16 protein-coding genes are annotated in these 15,731 nt (G+C 57.8%); 4 read left to right on the top strand and 12 right to left on the bottom strand.

Annotated features, from left to right (window positions below; all coding sequences use genetic code 11):
• Positions 1–132 precede the first annotated feature (132 nt).
• From BUS06_RS27845 to BUS06_RS27835, 3 genes are all read right to left on the bottom strand, one after another.
• Entirely contained in the window at positions 133–1,326 is a 1,194-nt protein-coding gene (locus BUS06_RS27845; protein ID WP_074267597.1) for an MFS transporter, read from the bottom strand.
• Between the two features lie 76 nt (positions 1,327–1,402).
• Positions 1,403–2,272 carry an NmrA family NAD(P)-binding protein gene (locus BUS06_RS27840; protein ID WP_074267596.1) on the bottom strand — a complete coding sequence of 290 codons (870 nt, stop codon included), beginning with the start codon at positions 2,270–2,272 and terminating at the stop codon, positions 1,403–1,405.
• Positions 2,273–2,382: 110 nt separating this feature from the next.
• The gene (locus BUS06_RS27835; RefSeq protein ID WP_074267595.1) at positions 2,383–3,096 is read right to left on the bottom strand and encodes an SDR family oxidoreductase; all 714 of its coding nucleotides are present in this window, start codon (positions 3,094–3,096) and stop codon (positions 2,383–2,385) included.
• A gap of 105 nt (positions 3,097–3,201) precedes the next feature.
• Between BUS06_RS27835 and BUS06_RS27830 the strand changes: the two genes are divergently transcribed.
• Together BUS06_RS27830 and BUS06_RS27825 are read left to right on the top strand one after the other, a co-directional pair.
• Positions 3,202–4,107 (top strand): LysR family transcriptional regulator, encoded by a 906-nt coding sequence (locus tag BUS06_RS27830; RefSeq protein ID WP_074267594.1) that lies wholly within the window; start codon positions 3,202–3,204, stop codon positions 4,105–4,107.
• Positions 4,108–4,367: 260 nt separating this feature from the next.
• Positions 4,368–4,691: a DUF4148 domain-containing protein gene (locus tag BUS06_RS27825; RefSeq protein ID WP_074267593.1), complete on the top strand. Its 324-nt coding sequence runs from the start codon at positions 4,368–4,370 to the stop codon at positions 4,689–4,691.
• Between the two features lie 154 nt (positions 4,692–4,845).
• Here BUS06_RS27825 and BUS06_RS27820 read toward each other — a convergent pair whose 3' ends face one another.
• On the bottom strand, positions 4,846–6,426 hold the full coding sequence (locus BUS06_RS27820) for an ABC transporter substrate-binding protein (RefSeq protein ID WP_074267592.1): 1,581 nt from the start codon (positions 6,424–6,426) through the stop codon (positions 4,846–4,848).
• Between the two features lie 5 nt (positions 6,427–6,431).
• Complete coding sequence (locus BUS06_RS27815; RefSeq protein WP_074267591.1) at positions 6,432–7,313, bottom strand: hydrolase; 882 nt, start codon at positions 7,311–7,313, stop codon at positions 6,432–6,434.
• A 143-nt stretch (positions 7,314–7,456) separates the two neighbouring features.
• Here BUS06_RS27815 and BUS06_RS27810 point away from each other — a divergent pair, with 143 nt between their 5' ends.
• The gene (locus BUS06_RS27810; RefSeq protein WP_074267590.1) at positions 7,457–8,341 is read left to right on the top strand and encodes a LysR substrate-binding domain-containing protein; all 885 of its coding nucleotides are present in this window, start codon (positions 7,457–7,459) and stop codon (positions 8,339–8,341) included.
• Between the two features lie 13 nt (positions 8,342–8,354).
• Here the strand turns inward: BUS06_RS27810 and BUS06_RS27805 are convergent, their stop codons facing one another.
• The 3 genes from BUS06_RS27805 to BUS06_RS27795 all read right to left on the bottom strand — a co-directional run bounded on the left by BUS06_RS27805 (position 8,355) and on the right by BUS06_RS27795 (position 11,462).
• Entirely contained in the window at positions 8,355–9,533 is a 1,179-nt protein-coding gene (locus BUS06_RS27805; protein ID WP_074267589.1) for an L-dopachrome tautomerase-related protein, read from the bottom strand.
• A 91-nt stretch (positions 9,534–9,624) separates the two neighbouring features.
• Positions 9,625–10,032: a carboxymuconolactone decarboxylase family protein gene (locus BUS06_RS27800; protein ID WP_074267588.1), complete on the bottom strand. Its 408-nt coding sequence runs from the start codon at positions 10,030–10,032 to the stop codon at positions 9,625–9,627.
• Positions 10,029–11,462, bottom strand: a complete 1,434-nt coding sequence (locus tag BUS06_RS27795; protein ID WP_074267587.1) for an aldehyde dehydrogenase family protein — start codon at positions 11,460–11,462, stop codon at positions 10,029–10,031. Before BUS06_RS27795 ends, BUS06_RS27800 begins: the two co-directional genes overlap by 4 nt.
• Positions 11,463–11,561: 99 nt before the next feature.
• Between BUS06_RS27795 and BUS06_RS27790 the strand changes: the two genes are divergently transcribed.
• Positions 11,562–12,491: a LysR family transcriptional regulator gene (locus tag BUS06_RS27790; RefSeq protein WP_074267586.1), complete on the top strand. Its 930-nt coding sequence runs from the start codon at positions 11,562–11,564 to the stop codon at positions 12,489–12,491.
• Positions 12,492–12,529: 38 nt separating this feature from the next.
• On the opposite strand, the gene BUS06_RS27785 is transcribed toward BUS06_RS27790, so the two are convergent.
• From BUS06_RS27785 to BUS06_RS27765, 4 genes are all read right to left on the bottom strand, one after another.
• Positions 12,530–12,823: a DUF1330 domain-containing protein gene (locus tag BUS06_RS27785; protein WP_074267585.1), complete on the bottom strand. Its 294-nt coding sequence runs from the start codon at positions 12,821–12,823 to the stop codon at positions 12,530–12,532.
• A gap of 33 nt (positions 12,824–12,856) precedes the next feature.
• On the bottom strand, positions 12,857–13,228 hold the full coding sequence (locus BUS06_RS38715; RefSeq protein WP_367946980.1) for a DUF1636 family protein: 372 nt from the start codon (positions 13,226–13,228) through the stop codon (positions 12,857–12,859).
• 1,247 nt (positions 13,229–14,475) lie between these two features.
• Positions 14,476–14,772, bottom strand: a complete 297-nt coding sequence (locus BUS06_RS27770; protein ID WP_438803559.1) for a DUF4148 domain-containing protein — start codon at positions 14,770–14,772, stop codon at positions 14,476–14,478.
• A 468-nt stretch (positions 14,773–15,240) separates the two neighbouring features.
• Entirely contained in the window at positions 15,241–15,693 is a 453-nt protein-coding gene (locus BUS06_RS27765) for a hypothetical protein (protein ID WP_074267582.1), read from the bottom strand.
• Positions 15,694–15,731 lie beyond the last annotated feature (38 nt).

Genomic DNA, 15,731 nt, shown 5'->3' with positions numbered 1-15,731 from the left:
GTCGATTCAGCATGTCAATCTCCTTGGTTAAGGTCAGTCTGGTGCCATGTACGATATTGAGTTCCGCTTTCACAGCGACGACTGCACGAGTGCGCCATTAGCTGGCAAGCGCATTTCATCGCGCCCATTATGTTAAATCCGACCTCCGATCGGCCCGGACTTTCTCAGCCATCGCCAGTCAACACAGATCAGTAACAACGCCGAGAGAGCGGTTGCCGTAGCTGCCGCAAACGCAGAGGGTATGCCGTAGGATCGTGCGACCGCACCGGCACCGGGACCCGCAATCGCGAGCCCCAGATCGAAGCACGCAAGATAGGCACCTATCGCGAGACCGCGGTTTTCGCCGGGCACGCGCCTCATTGCCTCAACGCCGAGAGAGGGAAAGACAAGCGAGTAACCCAGCCCGGTGATAGTGGCTCCAGCCAGCGCGATCAAGGGGTCACTTGCCCAGCCGATCAGTCCAAGCCCGATGGTCTCTGCAAAGAGTGAAGCAAGACCCGTTTGATACCCACCCAGCCGGTCAGGAAGGCCACCCAGGACGAGACGCATCACAATATAGGCAGCGCCAAAGGCCGCAAGCGCGAAACCCGCATGAGGCCACGCCGCCATGCTGTAGCGTAGCGGTAAAAACGCGCTTATCGTGCCTACGCCGGAGGACGCCAGTGCCATGCCGAGTCCGGGTACCCATATCATGCGCAACACGCGTAAGAAGGAAGTACGCTGGGCGATGCGTTCGACGGCGAAGGCTTGCCATGTGCTTGCAGCCGCTGCGCCAAGAAGTGGGGCAAGGACCGCGCAAGCCGCGACAGCACCGAAGCCAGCGGCACGATAGATTGCCAACCCCAGCGGCGCGCCGACAGCCAGTGCTGCGTACATCGCGATGCCTGACCACGCCATCGCCCGACCTGCATATTCCGAACCGACACGACCGATACTCCACGCAGCCAACGCGGTAATGAAAAGGCTTTCTGCCAAACCGAGAAGCAAACGCCCAAGGCAAAGTAGCGCGAGACTCTCCCCCGGGTGCTGAACCAGGACAGCGGCGAGCAGATAAAACAAACCCGCTAAGGACGCGAAAAGGAGCCCCACCAGCGAGGTCAGCTTCGGGCCACGGGTATCCGACAGCCGACCGGCATACTGGCGCGTCAGAAGCGTAGCGAGTGACTGCAGACCAATTACGCCGCCGACAACAAGCGTGCCGAAACCTAGTCTTTCATGCACATAGAGCGACAGCACGGGTAACGGAAGACCAACCGCGAGAAAGCCCAGAAACGCTACCGCAGAAAACGGTACCAGTTGCCGGACCACGTGCGCTTCCTTGAGCATAGACAGAATCCTGAACAGCAACGGTGGCAACGGATCGCATGGACGCAAGAAAAATCATGGGTCTACCATGACCACTCTATTGCGACATTCGCTGTATCAGACGTTCGAGTGCCCGATCGATCGTGATAGAACCCTTCCGTATCGCAGACTTGTCGCCGTCGAACTCGATCCATCCTTCGTTGAAGCCATCGAGCATGCGTATACGTGGTTCGGGATTGGACGCGCCCTGCGAGCGGAACAGGTCGGCCCACGTCTGCCTTGGTACCACCTCCGCGCGCACCGGCCGTGCGAGCAACTTGCCGAGCGCAATCGCGATTTCGGTCGGCGTCACCCGTTGCGGTCCTTCAAGCTGCACAACACGCTGTATCGCGTCGTCCTGTTGGAGCAGTTCCGCCGCGACCTGTCCGATGTCCTCAGTGGAAACCATCGGTACCGGCTTGTCGAGCGGCTGCAGAAAGCTGGCAATCGTTCCGGTTGTCATGGCCGTCTGAATGTCGCGCGCCGCATTCTCCATGAACCATGCGGCACGCAAAAACGTGACGGATACCGGGAGCGCGATGAGGCTCCGTTCCATGATCCCAAGCTTGCTCAGCAAGTTTGACTGTGTCGCCCGCGCACCGATGGTTGACAGACAGACCACCCTCTGAGGGAGTGTCTCCTCGAGCGCACGGCGAATGGACGTCACCATCCTGACCGTCTCGGGAAATCCGTCTGCCTGATCGAAATTCGACGGCAGCATGACAAAGACCCCTCTTGAGCCGTGGAACGCGGTGACCAGTGACTTCTGATCGTCCATGTCGGCGACACACACCTCACATCCACGCTCCGCCCAGGCGGATCCCTTTTCCTGACTGCGCACGATCGCGCGAACTGGCTGGCCTGTGGCAAGAAGCGATCGGGCCACTGCTCCGCCGACCTTACCGGTTATTCCGAGAACCGAAAACATGTGTCACCCTACGAAGGATTGTCGAAAAGTGCTGCCATCGTGACTACAATGTCAGCCAGGAAAGTGGAACCAGACAGGCAAGCTTGGCTACCCCCAATTACGTGCGTCGATTACGACGGTCGCGCCAGGCCCGCATAAAATGCGTCGGCATCGCGCGCGAGCATGGCCTTGATCTCGGCGCTACGCGCGTCGGCACACACTTCGCGCTGGTTACTGGCAACGCCCGCAATCGCGCTACGTGCGATATCATCCGCGCTTGTTTTAGAAACGCCCAAGGACGCCGCCATATCCGTATCGATAAAGCTCGCATAGACACCCACGACCAGCGTGCCCTGTGCCGCCAGCTCCAGGCGCAGCCCGTCTGTCAGCGCGCGTTCAGCTGCCTTCGATGCACAGTAGGAACCGTTCATCGGATGCGTAAACCAGCTGACGACCGAAAGCATATTGACCAGCGCCCCGCCACCGTTATTACCGAGCACCGGCGAAAACGCACGGCACATGTTCAGTGTTCCGAAGTAATTTGTCATCATTTCTTCTCGCGCAGCCTCGATTGACGGCGCGGCGATGAACGGGCTCATCCGCATAACACCCGCATTGTTAATCAGCAGCGTTACATCGCTACATTGCCGGGCCGCTGCGGTGACAGTGTTGGGATCTGTGATGTCAAGTGCAACTGGAACCACACCGGGATCAGTGATTTTCGAGGGATCTCTCGCGCCGGCATAGACCTTTACCGCTCCAGCCTGAAGGAGTACTTGCGTGAAGGCACGCCCCAGCCCACGATTGGCACCGCTCACTAGCGCGGTTACCCCTTTGATCTGCATAGCCGGCTCCTGCTGTAGTTCGACGCCGCCGAGTATAGGGTTCCTCATCTGATTCAAAAAGCGCATCCGTGTCAAAATCACCGTGACACAAATTCATTGATCACTATGGCCTTCGATACACGTCTGTTGAATGGTATTGGCGTTCTCGCCGCAGTCGTCGAGAGCGGCAGCTTCGTGCACGCCGCAGAAGCACTCGGTGTAACCGCCTCTGCGGTCAGCCGCGCGGTGGCCCGGATGGAACAGCGCATTGGAATACGGCTATTCGACCGCACGTCCCGCGCGGTCAAGCTCACCGACGAGGGACAGCGCTTCTACGAGCGCGTCGCGCCGCTGCTAGCCGAAATGGAGGACGCAGCGACCGAGACGGCAGGCTCATCCGTCAACGTTCGGGGACGACTGCGCGTCAATGTAGACCCCTGGTTTGCCCGCTTCATACTGGCGCCCAAACTCGAGAAGTTTCTGTCAGCGCAACCATCGCTCCACGTCGAGCTGGCGATTCGTGACAGGCTCGGGGATCTGGTCGCGGAGGGTTTCGACGCGGCGGTACGCTTTGGCGTACCTGAAGCGTCATCGCTCGTGGCACGCCCGCTTCTGAGTACCCGCATCCTGACCTGCAGTTCGGCCGCCTATCTCGCGCGGCACGGTCGACCCGCGCATCCGCTCGAGCTCGCCGACGGTCGATACGAATGCCTGTTATTCCGGGATTCGTCGACCGGTCGGCCATTTCCGTGGGAGTTCCATCGCAATGGCGAAGTGCTAACTGTGCCCGTATCGGGACGGTTGATCGTCAATGATCTCGCGACAAAGCTGAGCGCTTGTGCCGCTGGTCTGGGTATCACACAGACGATGGAACTCGGGGCGCACCAATGGCTCGGCGACGGCAGCCTGGTCGAACTGTTTCCGGAATGGGCTCAGGAACAGCTACCGCTCTATGTCTATTACCCGTCGCGCCGACTGGTGTCGGCCAAGATGCGGGCATTCATCGACCTGCTGACAGCGGACATTGGCTAGCGTCAGGCATCTTGCAAGCCGGACGACGCGCTTCCGCTTGTTCAGATCCGCCGTGCGGCCCGCCGTATGGCGAGTAGCCACTCGCAGACGTTAGCTGCAATACGTGCCGGTAGCACCGGCTTACGCATCCTGGCGATTCGTTCAATGACAATCCGGCATCTATTAGATGACTTCGATGTTATTCAAGTTTGATCTATTTTTGTCCAGAATCTATTCCGAACGATCCGTTCCTTTCTTAACCCGCGTAAAGGAAATTTGCCATGAACTTCCGCCAAATCACCCTGGTCGTCGCGGCTGTGCTCGTCTTTCCGATCGCCAGCCATGCCCAGGAAACCTCCTCCACCGTAACCCGTGCCCAAGTGCGCGCCGAACTAGTTCAGCTCGAAAAGGCCGGCTACATGCCGAGCCGCGCCAATGATCCTCACTATCCGGACGACATTCAGGCCGCCGAGGCCAAGATCAGCGCACAGCGCAACACCTCTGCTAACGTCGAAAGCAGTTTCGGTGGTGTGCAGAACGGCTCCGAGGCATCGGGCAGTCCCACCGCCGTGATCGGCCTGGGTTCACTTTATACACGTCCCTGAGCGACCTGCCGTCCGGCCTGAAAGTACTCACACTTTCCCAGGCCTCGAAGGCCTGGATGCGTAGGGCCCGCTTTCCTTTGCGTCGGTGTGCTAACGGCAATGCAAGAAGGTCTCGCACCTGTTTAAGCGGGAAGGTGCGCCGGCAGATGCGTACTCAATGTTTGACGACGTTGAAGACGCGTGTACGGCGCATCGGCCACGACGTGACGCCTTCAAGTCGATTGCTGACGATTCGCAGGTCCGGCGTGTCGTACAAAACGATCATCGGTACATCGGCGATCATCATTTTATGCAACTGCTCAAACGTCTGTCCGCGCGCAGACGCATCAGTCACGCCGCGCAGGCTCTGCAGAAGCTTGAGTGCTTCTGGATTGTTCCACTGTGCCATCGGCGTCTTGGCTTTGTCCCCCAATATATCGCTGAACATCATCGCCGGGTCGGTTCTTGCCGAGTAAGCGAACGACATGATCTGAAAATGTCCGGCACGAAAATCGGCAACCTGCTTGCCCCAGTCGACCACGTCGAGTTCTGTCGAGATGCCTGCTTTTCTCAGCAGTGACTGAACGTAAACCGCCAGTGAAAACATAAACGGAAAGCGATGATTCGTCTCGATCTTCAACGTCTGTCCGTGATAGCCCGCCTCTGCAAGCAAACGCTTCGCTTCCCCAATATTTTGCGAGAACCCGACCCGGTCGCCGGGCCCGAACACACCACTCGTCTCCGGTACCAGTGATGGACTGTAGTGCGCACGACCATCGGTAACGGCATTCACAATGGCGGGAAGATCCAGTGCAAGCGCGATTGCACGACGAACCCGCGCGTCTGCAAGCGTTGGGTCCTGGCTTTGCATCAGTAACTCGACGGGATCGGCACTGGGGCCCACGATGACACGCCATCTGGGGTCGCTCCCGACGAGCCCGTCTCCGCTCACCGACATCATGTCGACCTGCCCGGCGACGACCGCAACCTTTTGTGCCGCCTCGTCCGGGATGACGACAAATCGAGCGTCGTCGTACGCGACCTTCGCGCCCGCAAGACCACTCGGCGGTTCGCCTCTCGGGCGATATTGCGCAAATCGCTTCAGCAGAATGTACTGTCCGTGTCTCCAGTCCGCAAATATGTACGGACCTGTTGCGACGGGGCGAAGCCAATGACCGGAGCTGTCGACGCTTGATGGGCTAAGGATTGCCAACTGACAGTGCGTGTCGACCATGTCTTTGAGGAACAGTTCGTTCGCTCTGTCCAGTTCGAACACCACGGTATAGGCATCGGGCGTCCGCACGCCGACGACCTTGGCACCTCGATGCCCGTCGTAGTTGCCACGGCACATGAATCCATTTTCTGGCCTCATCAGGAAGTCGAAGCTCCACTTGACCGCGCTTGACGTGAATGGCGAGCCGTCGTGAAACACCACGCCATGCCGGAGATGAAATGTGTAGGTCCGAGCATCTGAAGAGATGTCCCAACTGTCCGCGAGCATCGGGCCAATGCTGAGATCGGCACGTAGCGCTACCAGCGACTCGACAACGTTGGCCAGAACATTGTCGGTCATGGTATTGCGTGCGATATTGCCTGGCATCGAGGTAGGTGTGTCGGTGCCCTCCGCGACGCGGATTTCAGGTGTCCCGATCGCGGTCGACGAAAGCGTGCGCTGCGTTTCCGCTTTCGCGAAGACGGGAAGCACAATAGCGACGACGGCGGCCCCAATCCGGCAAAGAGTGGTCAGTCTGGACATTAAGATCAGGCAATTGAGGCAGGATGAGGTCCCCGCTTGCTGGCGAGTACACGCGCGAAGAATGCCTGGACTGCCGGAATCACCTCTGCGGATCGATGCGTGGCGTTCTCGACTTCTTCCAGCGCAACGTTGATCCCATGCAACTCAAAGCTGTTCTTGAGCGACTTCAGTCTCTCGGGACGCGTACGGCCCGCGTCGTTCGCGCCGGGCATATAGTGCGCGCCGTCCGGTTGATGGGTAATCTCCCAGGTCTCGATATCGGCTTTTCCGACCACCATGTGAATCGGGACTTTTCTCAACGCCTCCACATCGATCTTTTTCCCGAAATGGGACTCGACGTCTCGCGTGCCAGTCCACCAGTCACGGGTCGGATCAAGCAGCGTGACCGAGCCAGGCGCGCCGATCGATGCGGCCCATAGCCTCCCAGGATGCAGCAGGCAAAACCGGTTGGCAAACTGGCCACCGCCCGAAAATCCAAAGAGCCCAAATGTCTCCCATCTGCGTTGATACTTCTTCTCGATCTCGGCGATCATGTCCAGCAGCAACTGGTCGTAGCGGATCGTTCCTTCGCGTAGCTGCTTATACCCGTCACGATTGTCGTCGCCGCAAACGTTGGCGGGAAACAGAGGACTCAGAACGACACAGTTGTGCGACTCCGCGAACTCGGAAAAACGATCTCTGAAGCCCTCCATTCTGCGGTTCGACCCATGAACGACGACGATGAGGTCAATAATAGACTCAGGATCGAGAATGCTCTTCGGCACGTAAAGGGTATAAGCGAAGCGCGGATCCTTCGTATGCGAATAGACGGTGGTGTTCCCGAAGTTGTACATGCGATCCGAGCGCGATGCCGATGCAGACGTTTTTGTTGTGTCAGAGGTATCCATGACGTTTCCCTTTTGCTGATGCGGAGAGTATCGTATTGATCAATTCAAAAAAAAAGCTAAATTTACTTTATTTGAATTAAACAATTTCTTTCCAATCAGGTGTTGCTGAAAACGCAGAGTCCGTTGATCGAAGGGAGATACCCATGAGCACATTGAGGTTCCTCAGAACCTTCGTTGCGATTGCCGAACATGGAAGCTTCGCTGCCGCGGCTGAACGTGTCGCGCTGACGCACGCCGCTGTCGGCCAGCAGATGCGTGCACTGGAGAGCGAACTCGGCCGGCCTTTGTTCAGTCGGGAGAAGCGCTCAATCACGCTGCGCCCAGAGGCTTACCAGTTGCTTCCGCAAGTCAGGCAGTTGCTGGCCGACTATGAAGGGATCGTTGCAGGCGACAAAACTGAAAACAATGTTGCCGGGCACGTTTCGATAGGCGCGATCGTCTCCGGGATGGGGTTGCTTTCGAAATGCCTGGTCGAGGTTGCGCAGGTTCATCCCGCACTCGAGGTTACTTTGGCGACCGGACGATCGAGCGATCTGATCGTTCGGGTAGGGTCGGGCGAGCTGGACGCCGCGGTTGTTATTGAAGACAGTCGCCGGCCCTTTCGCGGTATCGGATGGACTCACTTGTATGATGAGCCACTCGTCCTGCTTGCAAATCGTGGACAGATCCGTCGCAAGGACGACTTTGATAGCCTGTTGGAAACATCCCCGTTCATTCGCTATGACAGGGCTACGGCAACCGGCGCGCAGATAGAGCGACTATTGCGTCGGGTGGGCACAAGACCACGGCAGATTCTGGAGCTAGACTCGATTCTGGGGATCAGCGAACTGGTCAGGCAGGGGGTGGGTGTTGCCATCGTACCGATGCTCGCACATTCCGGTTGGCACAAAGACCCTGCGCTACGCGTGTTCCCTGTGCCTGACGGCATCTATTCCCGTCGGGTTGGAATGCTCGAGCCGAGTCGCAAAGGGCATATCACCGGAATCATTCGGCGGCATCTGGTTGGCATCATGAGTAACCCATGCTAAGCGTATGAGGAATTCAAACCGGATTCGGAGCGAGCGTCACAGGCTTTGCGTCGATCCTGATGCGGAACAACGTATAAGGCTTCTTGCGCAAATCGTGACCATGATGAAATGAAGCCTGCCGAGGCAACTGGTTCGCCGTGAAGTACAGATAGCCGTCGTTCCCGACCGACAAAGTATCCGGCCACAGAATGCGCGGATCGTGTGCAATGGTTTGCCACTCACCGTCTGGACGCCGCCGGCGAATGCTGTCGTGTTCATAATCGCCGGCATAGATAGCGCCGCTCGCATCTGCTTCAAGACCATCGGATGCGCCCTTCTCGCCCAGATCCCGCACAGCTGCCGCTACCGCCGCGGGGCTGGCATTGCGATCGCGCAGCAGCGCAGTCGGCACCGAATACAGATGGCGGCTGGACAACGGTGAGTAGTACAGCGTCGCTCCGTCGGCTGACAACGCAATGCCATCTGCCGCACCATGTAGCGGCCGGCGTTCTCCGTCAGGACCGTCGGTTGCCATCTCTTCGCCCTCCACCACTGGAACGAACGCCGCATCGGCGCTGGTCGAAGGGTCCCCTGATAGTTTGCGCCACGCCTCGCCGCTTGCCAGATCCACAACAATGATTCCACCTGGCCCATGCGGCGACGAGTCGGTAACATAGGCAATGCCTTGCGCACCGAACCGGAAATCGAAACGCACGTCGTTCAGGTACGTTGTCGGCAACAACGCGTTCGGCGGAAGGAGAATCGTCCTGACCACCTTGTTGGTAGCAAGGTCGACGGCGACCAGTTTGGCGCCGCCCTGGATCGGTGCCGCCAATTTCGGCGACGCCGTGTCCAGAATCCACAGCCGGTTCTGCGAGTCGGCAACGACGCTTTGAACGCTAATCAGGCTATCGGCAGGATGCGCGGGATCCGCGCGATTCGTCTGTGCGTCCGGATAAGGCACGATCCGCTTACCGACGATCTCGCCGACGGTAAACGGCACGTCGTCTCCCCAACGTGGAAAGTTGACAAACAGGCGACCGTCTGGCGCTTTCGTTACACCGGTGGGCATGGCACCGTAGAACTCGAATACCGGTTCGATATGGCCGATCGTCTGTTCAGTGGCAAGTTTGGGCGTCGCGTCCGCAGTTGCCGTGAGCGTTGCTGTCAATCCGAGCGTCACCGCTGCCACGGCTTTGCTTATGCTTCTCATGTTTTTCCTGATTGGATTGCACGATTGAGCGCCTCCGGCATTCCCGTAACCAGCACGGTATTTTCCGCGGGGTGGCGCTGGACTGGAAATATCATCGCCCATTCACCGCACTGCCTCGCTCGATTTCCAGCGCTTCGAGCACCTCCGCTGCGGCATTGCTGGCAGTGTGCGCCGCCGGAAACCCGGCATATACAGACGCCTGAATCATCACTTCCTCGATTTCGCCCATGCTCAAACCGTTAGTCAACGCGATGCGAACATGATTCTTCAGTTCGTCGCGTTGGCGTAGCGCAATCAGAATACCGAGCGTAACGAGAGAGCGTGCACGACGATCAAGGCCCTCACGCGCCCATACGCTTCCGAACACAAAATCTATTGACAGGGCCGCCATCGATGCACCGAATTTCCCATCAGTCATCGAGTCCGCCATGTTCCGCGCTCGCTCAGCACCACGTAGTTGCTCGAATACGGCAAGACCCCGTTCCATGGCGTCCTTCATTGCGGCTCCAATACGATTGCACCGAGAACGGCCTTCGTCTCAAGAAACGCCTCGAGCCCGAATGTCCCGTATTCCCGACCGATGCCGGATTGCTTGTAACCGCCGAAAGGTGCGAGCGGTTCATGTGGCGCGCCGTTTATGCTCACGCGGCCGGCTTCGAGCCTGGACGCCACAGCACGGGCCCGTTCGATGTCCGCTGAAATCACGTACGCGTGCAACCCGTAGACAGTGTCGTTCGCGATCTCGATCGCTTCTTCCTCACTGCGATAGGTGAGAATGCACAGCACTGGCCCGAAAATTTCTTCACGCGCAATGCTCATGCCGTTCGTCACGTTCGCGAACACCGTGGGTTTTACATAGTAGCCGGCCAGCCCGTCCGGATGACCTTCTCCGCCAATTACGAGCGTCGCGCCTTCTTCGACACCGCGCCGGATATATCCCTGCACCCGTTCATATTGTCGCTGGCTGACCATGGGTCCGATTGCCGAATCGGCATCGTTCAAGTGACCGACCTTTACCGCTGACACGGCTTCCTTCACCAGCCGGATGACATCCTGAAGACGATCCTCAGGTACAAGAATGCGTGTACCCGCAATACACGCCTGGCCGCTATTCTGGAATCCGGAAGTGACGGCGACGGGTACCGCTGTCTCGAGATTGGCGTCGTCAAGAATCAGTGTCGGCGACTTACCGCCAAGTTCAAGCGTCACCCGCTTCATCGTGTCGGCGCCGGCGCGCAAGATCGATTTGCCGACCGCAGTCGACCCCGTAAAGGAGATCTTCGCGATGTTCGGGTTCACACTCAGTTCCGAACCCACAATGTCGCCCCGTCCCGTCACAATGTTGAACACGCCGGCTGGCAGACCCGCCTCGTGCAGGGCTTCGGTGACAATCTGCGTCTGGAGCGCGCTCATTTCGCTTGGTTTGATGACCACCGTGCAGCCCGCGGCAATCGCCGTTGCCAGCTTGTTGCAGATAAAGCCGGCGTTCGCGTTCCAAGGCGTAATTAGCGCAGCGACGCCTACCGGTTCCATCACCACTTCCGCCGACCCAATCCTCCGCGTGAACGAATACTCCTCCAGCGTCTGCGCAGCGTGCAGAAAGGACTCGGCGGCGTAACGTGCTCCCCACTTTGCACGCGTCGAGGGCGCGCCATATTCCTCGATTGTCGCAGCGGCGAGGCGATCGACATTCGCGAGCATGGCCTCATACAGACGCTTGAGCCACGCAATACGCTGCTCTCTGGTCGTACGCGCGAACGCCGGAAATGCACGGCGCGCGGCGGCTATCGCATCTTTCGTGTCTTGCACGTCGGCAAGACGCACCCGGCCGATTACGTCACCTGTCGAAGGGTTGTGGAGGTCGAACCACTCCTGACCATTTGGCTGCACAAACTGGCCGTCGATATAGATGTGTTCAATGCTGTACATGAATGCCTCGATCAAATGGTCACGTGTCCCAGCGTAGTCGATTGCATCCGGGCCGATAAGAGGGATAAACTTACACGACTTGATCCGTAAATCGGGACAATGCTCAAATCAGGCTTGATCGAACTGGAAGTCGTGCTCGCCGTCGCGCGGCTCGGTGGCTTTCGTGCGGCGGCACGTGAACTAGGCATGTCGTCGACAGCGTTGAGCCGTGCGATCGTGCAACTCGAAAATCGGCTGGGTGTGCGGATATTCAACCGGACGACCCGCAGCGTCGCGCTCACGGAACCTGGCAAGCAGTTCATCGCAACCGTCGGTCCCGCCCTGTCCGAAATCCAGCAGGCGATGGCCGCCGTCAACAATCATCGTGCAATGCCGACAGGCACCTTGCGACTGAACTGCGCGGTTGGGGCTGCGCGCGCTATCCTCGTTCCAGTCGTGCTGGAATATCTGCGCCGGTTCCCCGCGATGAGCGTCGACATCGCCACGGAAGCGCACTTCGTCGATATCGTAGGTAGAGGCTTTGATGCTGGCATCCGTGCCGCAGATGATGTGCCACGCGACATGATCGCTGTGCCGTTTGGCGGTGCATTGAAATTTTCCGTCGTCGGCTCGCCATCATATTTTGCGCAACGCAAGAAGCCGCGCACGCCAAAGGATCTGATGTCGCATCAATGCATACGAGCGCGCTGGCCAAGCGGCAAGCTGTCCCGTTGGGAGTTCGAGCGACGGGGCGAGAAACTCTCGCTCGACGTACCAGGAAATCTGACGCTAGACGAGCCCACGCTGATGCGTGATGCTGCGATTGCAGGTGCGGGCGTCGCGTATCTGTGGGAAGCCCCCGTAGCGGATGAACTCGCGACGGGGCGGCTCGTAGCTGTGCTAAAGGACTGGACCGTCAGTTCAGCCAGCTTGTGTCTGTACTATCCGGATCGGCGTAATGTATCAGCGGCATTGCGAGCATTTATCGAACTGCTGCGAGAGCCAATAAACCATGAAAGCCGAGGTGATGCGATTGTCCTGAGGTGCTGAAGTCAAGACACAGTTCGCCATTCACCGCGCCCTGCACGTCATTCCACGCCGCGAATGATCCGGAAATCGCGCACGACGGCGTCGCCCAAGGCTTCAAGCGCCTTCCGGTACGCGTCGCTTTCGTATGCGGCAACGGCCTGCTCATAGGACGGAAACTCAATCACAACGGTTCGCTCCTTCAAACCGTGCTCACGGACTTCGTCAGCCACTCCACGTGCGATCACTCTGCCGCCGGCAGCCTCCACAGCGGGTACCGCCAATTGGGCGTACGTCGCCAGCCTGGCCTGGTCCTTCGTTTCACGATAAGCCGACACCCAATATCCCTTGCTCATTTAAATCTCCTTCTTCCAAGAGGAAAGCCGCTTTTATGCAGTACCTTTTCTTCGCTTCGGCGAGATCGCACTTACGTGTCCCTGCAACGCCGCCGGCAGTGTCGTAACGCTCACGTCGTCTGATGCCGTCTGTTGGTATTCCAGAGCAGCGCTGATCAGATCCGCAGCGTCGTTAACCTTCAGACCCGACAAGCGGACGCGCGGCTTTTCCGGCGCGTCAAGCGCAGCGGCACAGGGCTTCCGACAACTGCCGAGGCAATGGACCATCATTACGGTTACGCCCTGGCCGGTCAACCTTTCTTTGACTTCGTTATACAGGGACAATCCCACCGCACCGCTGTGCGGCTGGTCCCTAGGGCAGGTTCGGCAGATTGCGACGGTATTCGACCGCGCCCTCTCGCTCATATCCTGACTAACGACCTGAGATTGTTCCTGGCTCTCGCGTGTGGCTAACATGACGCCGTCTCCTGGCTCTATCTTTTCGAGGAAGGAACTGTCCCGAGTTTTATGAACCGTCTTTAAACAACCTGGGACAGCAAATCCTATGAACAAATTCTACGAGCGTGTCAGATCGCATGCTTATCAGAGCGTCGTATCGCGTATCCTAGAATCCAACTCTGTCATTGATATTTATATGGAATCCTATATTTATCATCAATCTCTGCTATGTCACTGCTTCCCCGGTCCTGGAACTTTCCGCAAACCGCACGCCAGACGTCCGACCGCTCGAAGGACCGAACTACGGATTCAATTTCGCGCAGCTTGATATCTCAATGCAGTAGTGCAAATTTTATCGAATGGGTCGTCATGCCACGAGGTGTTCTGCATCCTCTTCGACGCTATGGACACCCATCCTTAATATCTGCGCGACAACTTGATACTCATCAGGCGTTAGCGTCTGCGGATGATATTGTAGAAGTGCCCGGAGAGCATGTAACAATCGACTCAGGGAAATGATCGGCCACGCACTCATGAGGTAAGCAAGTGGTAGTACGCTTTTTCTCTCGCACCATCTATCAAAGAGAGGGAGGCAGAGTCTTTCGAGCTCATCGATTTGCGCATCGACAACGAGTTCGTCAACGATTTTTGACGTGTCGACCAGATGTTTGCAGCGGCAGCAGCCGCCAAGCCAATTGAATAGCCAGAATCGAGACCCCGGCAGCGCAGATCCCTGTCCAGCCCCATTGACCCCAGACCCACCCGAATACCACGCCACCTCCACCACCGGCAAAATGGCACGTCATGTAGGCTGTCCGAATACGGACATGGATGATCGACATAGCCTTCCAGGCACGACTTCTACTTTCGGCAGATGCCAGCGAGCTCCACGCCAAGGTCCACGAAAAGCAATCAAACGTCATCACAGAGAGGTAAGCTCGGTTGAACCAGAAATGCCAAACGTTCCAATGGCCGGCGACATCGTTGAATCGGTTACATTGCATACACTTCCCCGATTCCCATGACTTTCAATGACGGCGCTTAGCAAAGTGGAGCCTGCGCCGATGGAGTTTGACCAGCCATGCGGAATTTCGCGTAAGTCAGACACCGTCCGACCTGCCCCAGGCAAGCTAGAGGACGAACCTCAAAATTCCGAGGGCTTACCGACACGCGTCCCACATGGCTGCTCCACGCTGCGAAAGCAGCGTGCTGGTTCAAGGCGTACCGGTCCCCTGCTCCCCAGACTCCGAGTTCGCGCTGGTTACACCACCATAGGAGGTCTGCGGATTTCCACCCGCTGCGTTGCTCGCGCGGACCCTGGCCTCGGCGGCCTGAATGTCTGCCGGGTAGTAAGGGCTGGGCTTGCCCGGATGATAACCAGCTTTTTCGAGGGCCACCAGTTCAGCACGTACTTGCTCACGCGTGACGGGAGTGCTATTTTCCTGAGCGCTCGCAAGAATGGGCAGAACCACCGCGAAACCAATAACCAGATTGCGAATGTTGACGATCATTTTCATGCTCCTGTGTATCAACGAAAACTTGAATGAGCGAAAAAAAGCTGCATCGCAGAAGTTATTAACTGCATTTCCTCGACGAGCATTTCCTTAATCAGTTCAACGTAGCGTCATTCCGTAAATATCCAGTTACATCGGGCTTCGCCCTCTGGCTATTTGCACTCGCTGAACTTGATGATATTTTCGGCAGTCGTAGCCAAGACGTCTACGTACGGCAGGTCATGTCTGTCATAACGTCGTAGCATCGCATCACCGCGCAAATCATCTACAACCGGCATGCTGGCGATCGGTGATCAGGCGGGCGAATGACGTACCGCTCCGTCAGCTTGTCGATCAGTTCCCTCAGCGCATTAGGACCGACATCGTGTCATGTCTACAATGCCGACATGGCATGGATAGTCTTCTCAAGAAACCGTCGTCTGATTTTTGCGCCGCGCGAACCGTAGGTGTCGGCGAATCGTATCGCTACGTCCGGGAGAGCCACCGCAGTTGCGCTCGGCGAATCAGGAACTCGTCGATCGATATGGCGCAGTCCACGATCGCGTATTCGTGGCCATCGTGATCGACAACCACCCGGCTCAACTTGTACAGACGGTCTGCATCGTAGTCCCACGCCTCGCGTTCGTCGGAACCGTCACCACCACGCAGGATTGCGTACGTAGTACCACCCTCGTTCAGCCTGTCGATGTTTAGCCGTCGCTCATTGCGAGCGATCTTCACTAGTTTGCGCCACGGCGGCGGACTCCACACCTCGATTCGATCGGTGCCGTCCGGCAATTTTTCCCGTTGCATCGCCCACAACTTCAATACGACCACATCCTCGCCGTACGCGTCCCATGACCACGCGCGATTCGTCAGTTTCAAATTGAGTGTGTACAGCAGAAACTCATTGATCGTCTGTTGATTGTTCCTGGCCATGCGGTTATGCCGTTCCAATGCCGTCGTGGCACGGCGGC

The sequence above is a fragment of the Paraburkholderia phenazinium genome (genome assembly GCF_900141745.1).
GTDB lineage: Bacteria > Pseudomonadota > Gammaproteobacteria > Burkholderiales > Burkholderiaceae > Paraburkholderia > Paraburkholderia phenazinium_B.
This window is presented reverse-complemented; position numbering and strand designations above follow the sequence as displayed.

What these genes read in the sequence shown, in the direction of transcription:
- BUS06_RS27840 (WP_074267596.1), bottom strand. Translation starts at nt 2,272, where the DNA reads ATGTTTTCGGTTCTCGGAATAACCGGTAAGGTCGGCGGAGCAGTGGCC.
- BUS06_RS27835 (WP_074267595.1), bottom strand. Translation starts at nt 3,096, where the DNA reads ATGCAGATCAAAGGGGTAACCGCGCTAGTGAGCGGTGCCAATCGTGGG.
- BUS06_RS27810 (WP_074267590.1), top strand. Translation starts at nt 7,457, where the DNA reads ATGAGCACATTGAGGTTCCTCAGAACCTTCGTTGCGATTGCCGAACAT.
- BUS06_RS38715 (WP_367946980.1), bottom strand. Translation starts at nt 13,228, where the DNA reads ATGAGCGAGAGGGCGCGGTCGAATACCGTCGCAATCTGCCGAACCTGC.
- BUS06_RS27790 (WP_074267586.1), top strand. Translation starts at nt 11,562, where the DNA reads ATGCTCAAATCAGGCTTGATCGAACTGGAAGTCGTGCTCGCCGTCGCG.
- BUS06_RS27785 (WP_074267585.1), bottom strand. Translation starts at nt 12,823, where the DNA reads ATGAGCAAGGGATATTGGGTGTCGGCTTATCGTGAAACGAAGGACCAG.
- BUS06_RS27765 (WP_074267582.1), bottom strand. Translation starts at nt 15,693, where the DNA reads ATGGCCAGGAACAATCAACAGACGATCAATGAGTTTCTGCTGTACACA.
- BUS06_RS27830 (WP_074267594.1), top strand. Translation starts at nt 3,202, where the DNA reads ATGGCCTTCGATACACGTCTGTTGAATGGTATTGGCGTTCTCGCCGCA.
- BUS06_RS27805 (WP_074267589.1), bottom strand. Translation starts at nt 9,533, where the DNA reads ATGAGAAGCATAAGCAAAGCCGTGGCAGCGGTGACGCTCGGATTGACA.
- BUS06_RS27820 (WP_074267592.1), bottom strand. Translation starts at nt 6,426, where the DNA reads ATGTCCAGACTGACCACTCTTTGCCGGATTGGGGCCGCCGTCGTCGCT.
- BUS06_RS27825 (WP_074267593.1), top strand. Translation starts at nt 4,368, where the DNA reads ATGAACTTCCGCCAAATCACCCTGGTCGTCGCGGCTGTGCTCGTCTTT.
- BUS06_RS27845 (WP_074267597.1), bottom strand. Translation starts at nt 1,326, where the DNA reads ATGCTCAAGGAAGCGCACGTGGTCCGGCAACTGGTACCGTTTTCTGCG.
- BUS06_RS27815 (WP_074267591.1), bottom strand. Translation starts at nt 7,313, where the DNA reads ATGGATACCTCTGACACAACAAAAACGTCTGCATCGGCATCGCGCTCG.
- BUS06_RS27770 (WP_438803559.1), bottom strand. Translation starts at nt 14,772, where the DNA reads ATGATCGTCAACATTCGCAATCTGGTTATTGGTTTCGCGGTGGTTCTG.
- BUS06_RS27800 (WP_074267588.1), bottom strand. Translation starts at nt 10,032, where the DNA reads ATGAAGGACGCCATGGAACGGGGTCTTGCCGTATTCGAGCAACTACGT.
- BUS06_RS27795 (WP_074267587.1), bottom strand. Translation starts at nt 11,462, where the DNA reads ATGTACAGCATTGAACACATCTATATCGACGGCCAGTTTGTGCAGCCA.